The 8501-nt window shown below is 68.4% G+C and carries 6 protein-coding genes and 1 pseudogene; 2 read left to right on the top strand and 5 right to left on the bottom strand.

What is annotated here, in order from left to right; genetic code table 11:
- On the top strand, nucleotides 1-412 hold a 412-nt coding region (locus QMK24_RS39925), incomplete at its 5' end, for a transposase (protein ID WP_283471803.1).
- 291 nt (nucleotides 413-703) lie between these two features.
- On the opposite strand, the pseudogene QMK24_RS39920 reads toward QMK24_RS39925, so the two are convergent.
- From QMK24_RS39920 to nicT, 5 genes and pseudogenes are all read right to left on the bottom strand, one after another.
- Nucleotides 704-817 (bottom strand): annotated as a pseudogene (locus QMK24_RS39920) (prolyl aminopeptidase); the annotation flags it as partial.
- Between the two features lie 262 nt (nucleotides 818-1079).
- Nucleotides 1080-2423 (bottom strand): tetratricopeptide repeat protein, encoded by a 1344-nt coding sequence (locus QMK24_RS39915; RefSeq protein WP_283471802.1) that lies wholly within the window; start codon nucleotides 2421-2423, stop codon nucleotides 1080-1082.
- Nucleotides 2420-3073 carry a class F sortase gene (locus tag QMK24_RS39910; protein WP_283471801.1) on the bottom strand — a complete coding sequence of 218 codons (654 nt, stop codon included), beginning with the start codon at nucleotides 3071-3073 and terminating at the stop codon, nucleotides 2420-2422. Before QMK24_RS39910 ends, QMK24_RS39915 begins: the two co-directional genes overlap by 4 nt.
- 92 nt (nucleotides 3074-3165) lie before the next feature.
- Complete coding sequence (locus tag QMK24_RS39905) at nucleotides 3166-4839, bottom strand: DUF4331 domain-containing protein (protein ID WP_283471800.1); 1674 nt, start codon at nucleotides 4837-4839, stop codon at nucleotides 3166-3168.
- 287 nt (nucleotides 4840-5126) lie between these two features.
- Nucleotides 5127-6272, bottom strand: coding sequence for a Nickel transporter NicT (gene nicT, locus QMK24_RS39900; RefSeq protein ID WP_283471799.1), 1146 nt, complete (start codon nucleotides 6270-6272; stop codon nucleotides 5127-5129).
- A gap of 397 nt (nucleotides 6273-6669) precedes the next feature.
- Here nicT and QMK24_RS39895 point away from each other — a divergent pair, with 397 nt between their 5' ends.
- Nucleotides 6670-8277, top strand: a complete 1608-nt coding sequence (locus QMK24_RS39895; RefSeq protein ID WP_283471798.1) for a HoxN/HupN/NixA family nickel/cobalt transporter — start codon at nucleotides 6670-6672, stop codon at nucleotides 8275-8277.
- The last annotated feature ends 224 nt before the right edge of the window (nucleotides 8278-8501 follow it).

Genomic DNA, 8501 nt, shown 5'->3' with positions numbered 1-8501 from the left:
GCCCGACCGGTGCACGGTCCGGCACACTCGCACCCTGCGACCGGACAACGGGTGGAAGGGGTGCGTCACCAGCAGCGAATCTGCAGGAACGTCACGAAGAGGGGCACTCTGCCGTGTCCTCTGGGAATCGGCGTGGGCGGAGTTCGTCCCCTTCCTCCAGTTCGACGTGGAGATCCGCAAGATCGTGTGCACGACCAACGCGATCGAGAGCGTCAACGCCCGCATCCGCAAGGCAGTCCGGGCCCGTGGTCACTTCCCGAACGACCAGGCCGCCCTCAAATGCGTGTACCTGGCCGTCATGAGCCTGGATCCCACCGGCGCCGGGCGTAAACGCTGGACCATGCGATGGAAGGCCGCACTCCAAGCCTTCGACATGGCATTCGACGGCCGGCTCACCGCCGGACGCCGCTAGAAATCAACCGACCGAGTTCCACCGTTCGCTGTACAGACCCGGGGAGGACGTCAACGAAGCTACTGCCAGGTCGTGGAAGGGGCGGGATGGGTGCTCTATTCTGTACACAGCGCTCCGGTCGATGTCGGACGGGGCTTCCGCGATGGTGCCGTCGGTCTTCTTCGGCTCTCTTCTTCGCCAAGGAACCACAAGATGCGGAGCTGGTCAGCGCCCGTTCTTTGCGAACCGCTCCAGTCGCTTCATGGATCGCGTCCCGCATCGTGGGACCGCCCGTGTGACCCGAGTCGTCTGCTCGGTGGTGGTGTGTTCCAGACTGACGCTCGGGTCGGAGGCGTGTGGCGGGCTCTCACCGCAGTCTCGCTGGTCGAAGAGGACGATCCGGTAGATCTCGGGGTCGAACGTCCTGTCATGGTGACCACCAACTTCATTCCGCCGGCGAGATGGCTCCGCCCCGGCACGGGCGCCGAGTTGGCTCGTACCGGGGCTGGGGCGGACTCGACGCACACGCCGTTGGATCTCGTGGATGTACTGCAGACTGACAGGTATCTCCTGTATGCACGCTGTTCTCCGCCGGGCGACGGTTCGCGCAGGCGGGACGCCGGCCAGAGGCGATCTCGCCCCAGGAAGTGGTGCCGGGGCGAAATGCTGCTGCCGCCACCCGATGACGTCAGGGGGCAAGGAATGCAGTCGCCCGTGGGCTCAGCAGGGGGTTGAAGTGGGGGTTGATGGCGAGGGCTTGCGTGAGTTCGGTTCGGGCGGAGGTGTTGTCGCCGAGAGACTGTTGAATCATCGCGTGGTGGTAGTGAAAGAGGGCGTTGCGTGTGCCTTGGGCGAGGGACTGGTCCGATTCGGCGAGGGCTTCACGGTCGTGGCCGTTGACGTGTAGTGCCCAGGCCAGGGCGTCGTGGGTGTCGAGGAAGGGACGGCTGGTCAGGCCTTGTCGGGCGATGGTCAGGGCTTGTTGGGGGTCGCCGTGGTCGGCTTCGAAGAGGGCGGCATCGGAGTCGGGGGTGACACCGTTGGCGGTGAAGAGTTTCTGCTCGGCGCGGAAGACCTGGTACTGCTGGTCGGCTTCCTTGGTGCGGCCGAGGGACTGGTAGAGCTCACCGAGTTGGAGGACGTACTCGGGCTGGGGAACGCGCTGCACGGCTTGGGTGTAGTCGGCGATTGCGGCTTTGGTGTTACCCAGAGCTGCCTCGGCCTTGGCCTTGCTCTGGAGCAGTGCGGTGTAGGCGGGGGCGATGCGCAGCCCGGCATTGGCCTCGGCGAGTGCGGTGGTGGGGTCCCCGTTGTTGAAGGCGAGTTCGCCGAGGTAGTAGTGGGCGAATGCCTGGTCCGCCTGGGTGCCGGCATCCTTCAGGGCTCGGCGCATGTCGGTGCGGGCGGTGTCGGTGTCGCCGCGCAGTTCTGCCATGTAGGAGGCGCGGGCCAGTGACGGAGTCCCGGGTTTGAGGTCGACCATGCGCTGCACCGCGTCAGCGGCTTCGGAGTAGCGGCCGAGCTGGGTGTAGGCGTCGGCGAGGGTGCCGTACAGGGAGGAGTTGTACGGGTTGACGGCGACGGCCTGCTGGGCCCAGTTCAGGGCCTGGGTGAAGTTGTGGCGGCCGGCTTCCAGGGCGGCCATGCCTCCCATCGCGGTGAAGTTGTCCGCCCGGTCCAGTGCCAGTGAGTGCTGGAGGACGGATTCGGCTTTGGGGTAGTACGTCGGGTCGGCGGTGGCTTTCGCCTGTTGCACGTAGTCCAGCCCGAGCGTGCCCAGGGCGACCGCGTCGTGCGGTGTCTGCTTGAGGTGGCTCTGGAGGCCCGTGATGTCCGCGGACAGCGGGTCGGTTCCGGCGGCTGCTCTGCCCGCCTGGGTGGCTTGGGCCGCTCCGTGGCCGGTTGGCGCCGGGGTCCAGGGGGCCAGGCCCAGGCCACCGGCGAAAAACACCCCGGCACCAAGGACGGTGGTGAAGGCGGCGGACAGTAGGGTACGTCGGCGCGCCGGGGGCCGGCGGAAGGAGATGGTCAATTCCCGCTCCGGTGGGTGGTGATGGGCGAGGGCGAGGTGTGCGGTGGGTGTTCGGCGGCGAGAGTGGCGTACACCACGAGGTTGTCCCGGTATCCACCCAGTGCGCTGTCGTAGGCACCGCCGCAGGTGATCAGGCGGAGCGAAGGGGAACCTGTAGTGGCATAGACCTGGTCATCCGGGAAGTCGTCCTTGTCGAATTGGCGCAGTGCACGGACGGTGAAGTCGGCGCGGGAACGGTCGGCGCGGTCGATGGATATCTCGTCTCCCGGACGCAGTTCGGGCAGACGGTAGAAGGCGGCGGGGCCGGTGCGTGAGTCGACGTGGCCGATGATGATCGCGGCGCCCGGGTCCCCTGGGCGGGGGCCGCCGCTCCACCAGCCGACCTGGTGGGGGTTTTCGGGTACGCCGAGGTGGCCGTCCTGCTGGACTTGAAGACCGGCGAGGGACTCATCCAGTGCGATGTGGGCGATGCGGATGCGTACAGGCGGCGCGGCCGGAGCGGCCGTGGAGTCGTGGGGCCCTGCGGCTTGGGATACCGGCAAGGTGCCGATGTCCAGGTGGGCCGGGGGGCGCACAGGGGAGGTGATCAGCGCGGTGGTGCCGGCGGCGGCCAGGGCCATGCCGGTCGCCACCGCCAGGGCCGCGGCCAACGGGCACGAACGCCCGGGAGGAAACCGGCGGGTGCGCGGCGGTCGCCCGCCCCCCGGTGCGGAGGGCGGGCGACCTGCCGTGGAAGGGTCGGTCATGCGCGGGTGGTGCGCCGGCGGCGCAGGGCCATGACTCCTGCGCAGGCCAGCAGCGCGCCGCCGCCCACCGCGGTGGCGGGCAGGACGGGGAAGCCTCCGCCGAAGGCGGTGCCACCGAATCCCGCACCGACGCCGCCGTCGGGATGGAGGGAGTCGGCCTGGTTGACGGAGGCGGTGTTGGGCAGCGCCACGTACGGGAAGGAGCCGCCGGGCTGCCGGTAGGGGGTGTCGACGCCGTCGCCTGCGGCCAGAGCGGGCACGATCTTGCCGGTCTGCGCGGCGCCTTCGAGGGCCTGGAGCTCGATGTCGACGACGTCGTCGTTGAGCCGGCGGCCGTTGGGGAAGCCCGCCAGGTCCTGGCCGAGTACTCCGAGGCGGTTGGGGTTGGCTGAGGTGGGGACGGCCATGTTCAGCCGCAGCTCTTCAGCGGGGGTGAACTTCGTCTTGTCGACGTCGGCGTTCAGCAGCTGGGAGTTGAGGTCCGCCTTGATGGGGCCGCAGGCCTTGCAGACGCCGGTGAGGAAGATCTCGACCAGGTCGTTGCGGGGAGCGGCGGGGGCGGGAATGCCATAGATGCTCTGGACGAGCTTGGGCACGATCGGGTCCTTGACCTTGTCCACGACAGGGGTGATCGTGTGGTCCTGGTCCGGGTTGAGCGTGTTGAAGGCGTCCTTGTACTTCAGCGGGACGACCACCTCGTTGACCAGCGGGTTCCCAAGCCGGGAGACCTGGTGCCAGCCGTCCTTGCCGCCGGTGTCGGGCGCGGGCGGGCCGCCCTTGCCATCGGCTTGCCCGGCCTCGGAGCTCTCGTTGCCCTTGCTCGCCGATCCGGTGACGGCAGCACCCTTGCGGTCGGTGGTCGACCACACCCCGATCACCGGGTTGCGGGTGGCGTCGCCCTTGAGGGCCAGGTCCTTCTTGGGCACCTGGAGGGCGATGGTGTTGACGTTGTAGCCGGCGAGCGTGTTGTGACCGCTCTCCTTGAGGTTTCCGCCGTAGAGCAGGTCGAACACCCGCAGGTCCAGGAAGAACGGGTCGGCCGCCTGGCCGGCGTAGGTCTGACCGCCCTCCGGCAGGGACACGATGGCCTGCTTACGCAGTGAGGCGTAATCGGGCATGGACGCCTTGCCGACATTGGAGGGCGCCGCGGGCGCGTCCTTGACCAGGGTCTTGGTGTTGCCGTGGCCGTCCGTTGCGGTCAGCCGGTAGGTCTGGCGGAAATTCAGGTTCGGGTCGTCCAGGGATTTGACGACGCCGGTGTTGTAGAGGAACTGATTCGCGTCGTCGCGGATGTGGTCGGTGAACGTCCACGTGTAGGTGGTGTCAGCCTTGCCGTCGCCGTCGCTGTCGATCTTGATGTTGTAGCGGGCGTCGTTGGCGAAGGGGTAGAAGTTCGGGCCGCCGTTGGGCTCCTGGAACGGGATCCAGTTCGCCACCAGGGTCACGGTGTCGGGGTTGTCGGGGCTGGTGAAGGCGTAGACATCGGTGTTGTCGGCCTTCGGATCGCCCGCGGTCAGCGGTGCCTCGCGGTGGCTGGAGGCGGAGCTGACCGTGGGAGCGAGGCCCGTGAGGGCGGCGGCGCTCAGCAAGGAGAGCGTGCCGAGGGCGGCGAGAGCGCGTTCGGCTGAGCGGGCTGGGAGCTTTCGACGGGTCAGACGGGAGAACTGCATGGGCCATCCGTTCGGTGAGAGCCGCTCCGCCCCGGTGGATACGGGGCGGAGCGGCAAAGGGCGGCGGACGCTCCAGCCTTCAACGGGGCCTCGCGGACTGCGCCTATCACCCGGAGCAGCCGTTCACCAATTAATCCGTTATGCGGCTTAAGCTACTGATAAGGCATCACGAAATGGAAACGGCGGCAACTCTTCTGGGCCGAACGTGGACGTCATGAACCAGCGGGCATCGACCGGGTGGCCGACTCCGCGCCCAGGACGATGAGCGCGTCAGATGCGCCGGCTGGTCAGTGATCAGCCTCCTGGGCGGGGAGCAAGCCGGTTGTCCACCTTTGCTCGATGTGCCCGAACTTCCACACCAGAAGCGCGCAGGCCCAGGCCGCGGCAAACAGGCCCACGACCACGAAGCCGACCGTGTTGAGGTCCAGGTGCGCGATCCAAGACCAGAAGCCGCCGCGCAGGGCGAGCTTGTCTGCCAGCAGGGCGAGGAGTTCGACGGTGCCGATGACCAGGGCGACCGCCACAGACAGCCCGGTGATGGTGAGGTTGTAGTAGATCTTGCGCACAGGATTGGAGAAGGCCCATCCGTACGCGAAGTTCATGAACGAGCCGTCGATGGTGTCCAGCAGGCACATGCCCGCGGCGAACAGCACCGGCAGGCACAAAATGGCGTACCAGGGCAGGCCACTCCCGGCTCCCGAGCCGGCAAGGACCAGGAGTGCGACCTCGCTGGCGGTGTCGAACCCCAGACCGAACAGCAGGCCCACGGGATACATCTGCCACGGCTTGTCGATCGACTTCATGACCCGGCCAAGCAGGCGGTTCATCAGGCCGCGCTTGTCGAGCTGCTCCTCCAGGGCCTGCTCGTCCAGGCGCCCGGCGCGCATCTTCCGCATCACCTTCCAGATCCCGCCCAGCACGACGAGATTGATGGCAGCGATGACATAGAGAAACGTCCCCGACACCGCCGTACCGATCAGGCTGGTGACCGCGTGCAGGCTGGAGGAGTCGTCTTGGAGCGGCCCGGCCAGAGACTTCACCCCAAAGGACAACAGGAGGGTAAGGCCGAAGACGATGCTGGAGTGGCCGAGGGAGAACCAGAAGCCGACGGACAGCGGCCGCTGCCCTTGGCCCATGAGTTTACGGGTGGTGTTGTCGATGGCCGCGATGTGATCGGCGTCGAAGGCGTGCCGCATCCCTAGCGCATATGCCGTGACGCCGATGCCCAAGCCGAAGGACTGTCCGCCCGCGCTGTAGTGACCGGGCGCCACCACGGCCACGAGGGTGAACCAGCCGATGATGTGCAGGGCTGCGATGAAGGCGCCCATGCCGGCCAGCCGGCGCCATTCGGACCGGGACATGCCCTGCGAGAGGCGGGCCAGCAGAGAGGAAGAGGCTGCGGAGGACGGGGTGGGGGGCGCGGTGGTGGTCATCGGCACTCGTCTTTCATCCGCGGGGCGAGAGCATCAGAGCACGGGCTCCTTACTGCAATGTATGGGCAGGTAGGACATTTGGGCAGAAGCACATGGGTCATATGGGGGGCGGCCGCCCTGTTCGGGTGCGCCCCGGCACACGCCTGCGAGCCGCCGCCTGCGACTGGCAATCCCAGGTTGCGAGACGTGCCATGAGGCAGTCCGGTGCTCGTTATGAGCCGTGCGAGTGGTAAATCCGCCCCGAGCGATGCAGGAGTGGCAAAAACGGTCATGAGTCATGGCGTTGTCCTCAAACAGCAGGCAGCCCACGGATGCCGCCCAGCGACCTTGGCATCCCTCCAGGGATGTGGCGGCGACACGTACGCACAGCTCACCTCGCCGCCCCGGGAGGCGCTCCATGACCAACCGCCCGCTCGCATGGCGGATTGCGGCCTCGGCTGGCGCCATCCTGTGGCTGCTCGGCGCGGCCGCACCCGCCGCCCAGGCCCATCCGCTGGGCAACTTCTCGGTCAACCACTACACCGGATTCACCCTGCGCCCGGACCGCGTGGACGTCCTCGCGGTCACCGACACCGCAGAGATCCCCACCCTCCAGGCAACGACGCGCGTCGACAGCAACGGCGACGGCACCCAGAGCGCCACCGAACGCGCCGCCTGGGCCACCGCCCGGTGCGCGGAAACAGCCGGGAAGCTCGCGGTCACCACCCCCGGACGGCTGAACTGGGCCGTCGGCTCGGCCACGTACGCCGAGCAGCCCGGACAGGCCGGCCTGCACACCAGTCGGCTCGAATGCCACCTGCGCGCCCCGCTGGACCTGACACAGGGTCCAGTAACGCTGCGGGTCGACACCGGCGCGGACCGGACCCGAGTCGGATGGAACGAGATCACCGCGAAAGGCGTAGCGACCCATCTGCAGCACTCCACCGTCCCGGACACCTCCCCCACCGGCGAACTCCGCAACTACCCACGCGAACTCCTCGCCACTCCGCGCGGCGACACCCGCGCGGAGTTCACCGCCGTCGCGGGCGACGGGGCCTCGAACGTCGGCCGCGCGGCGTCCAGACCGGATTCCAGCGACGGTCTGACCGGCCGCGTCGACGCGCTGTCCCAGCACCTGACGTCGCTCGCCGGCGCCGAACGCCTCACCGTCCCGGTCGGGCTCCTGGCGGTACTCCTGTCCGTCGTCCTCGGCGCCGGCCACGCACTGCTGCCCGGCCATGGAAAAACCGTCATGGCCGCCTACCTCGCCGGCAGACGCGGCAGCACCCGCGACGCCGTCACGGTCGGCGCCACCGTCACCATCACCCACACCGCCGGAGTCCTGGTCATCGGCCTCTGCCTCACCACCTTCTCCTCACTGGCGGGCGACACCGTGCTGAACTGGCTCGGAGTCATCAGCGGCGCCCTGGTGACCGCCGTCGGGGCGGCCCTGCTCACCAACGCCACACGCCGCTCCCGCCGAAGCCTGCGCACCTCCCCCTCCAACGCTGGGCCAGCCGACGCGCCGCAGACCGCGCTCGTCGGCGCGACCGGGCCAGCCCTCCAGGCGCACGGCTCTGACGGCCATGCGCACGCACACAGCCGCGCCCACGACCACGTGCCCGGACAGCCGCACCGCCACGGCCTGTTCGGACACCACCACACCCATGCGTCACCCGCTGCCGAGGCCCAGTCATTCACCAACCGCGGCCTGGTCGGCCTCGGAGTGGCCGGCGGACTGGTACCCAGCCCCTCAGCCCTGGTTGTCCTCCTCGGCGCCATTGCCCTGGGCCGGACCATCTTCGGAGCCACCCTCGTCCTGGCATACGGCCTCGGCATGGCGGCCACCCTGACCGCCCTCGGTCTCCTCCTGGTGCGGCTCGGTGGTCGCGCGGCCAAGCTCGCCGACCGCCCGCTGCTCGCCCGTCTGCGCCGCATCGCTCCCTACACCACGCTTCTGACAGCCGCGCTCGTCCTCCTCGTCGGCCTCGGCCTGATGATCCGAAGCCTGCCATTCATCCTGTAACGCCCCGAGAACTCACCTGCCGTACGGGCAGGGCAGGTTGATCCAAAACGCCCATCACTGGACCTGTACCGGTAACTCGCCCGCAACTGCACAATCATCTACCTCTGATCTTGCGCGGTGCTCCGCCCTTTGGGGCGGGGGTGAAGCGCATCCTTGGCCTGGAGGCGCGAGGCGCCGGAGTTCCGTGTGCCTCCGGGGTAACGGTCAGGATGTTGGGCGTTGCT

The organism is Streptomyces sp. PH10-H1 (assembly GCF_030063355.1).
GTDB lineage: Bacteria > Actinomycetota > Actinomycetes > Streptomycetales > Streptomycetaceae > Actinacidiphila.
The sequence above is the reverse complement of the archived record's forward strand: the minus strand, read 5'-3'. Positions and strand labels throughout refer to the sequence as shown.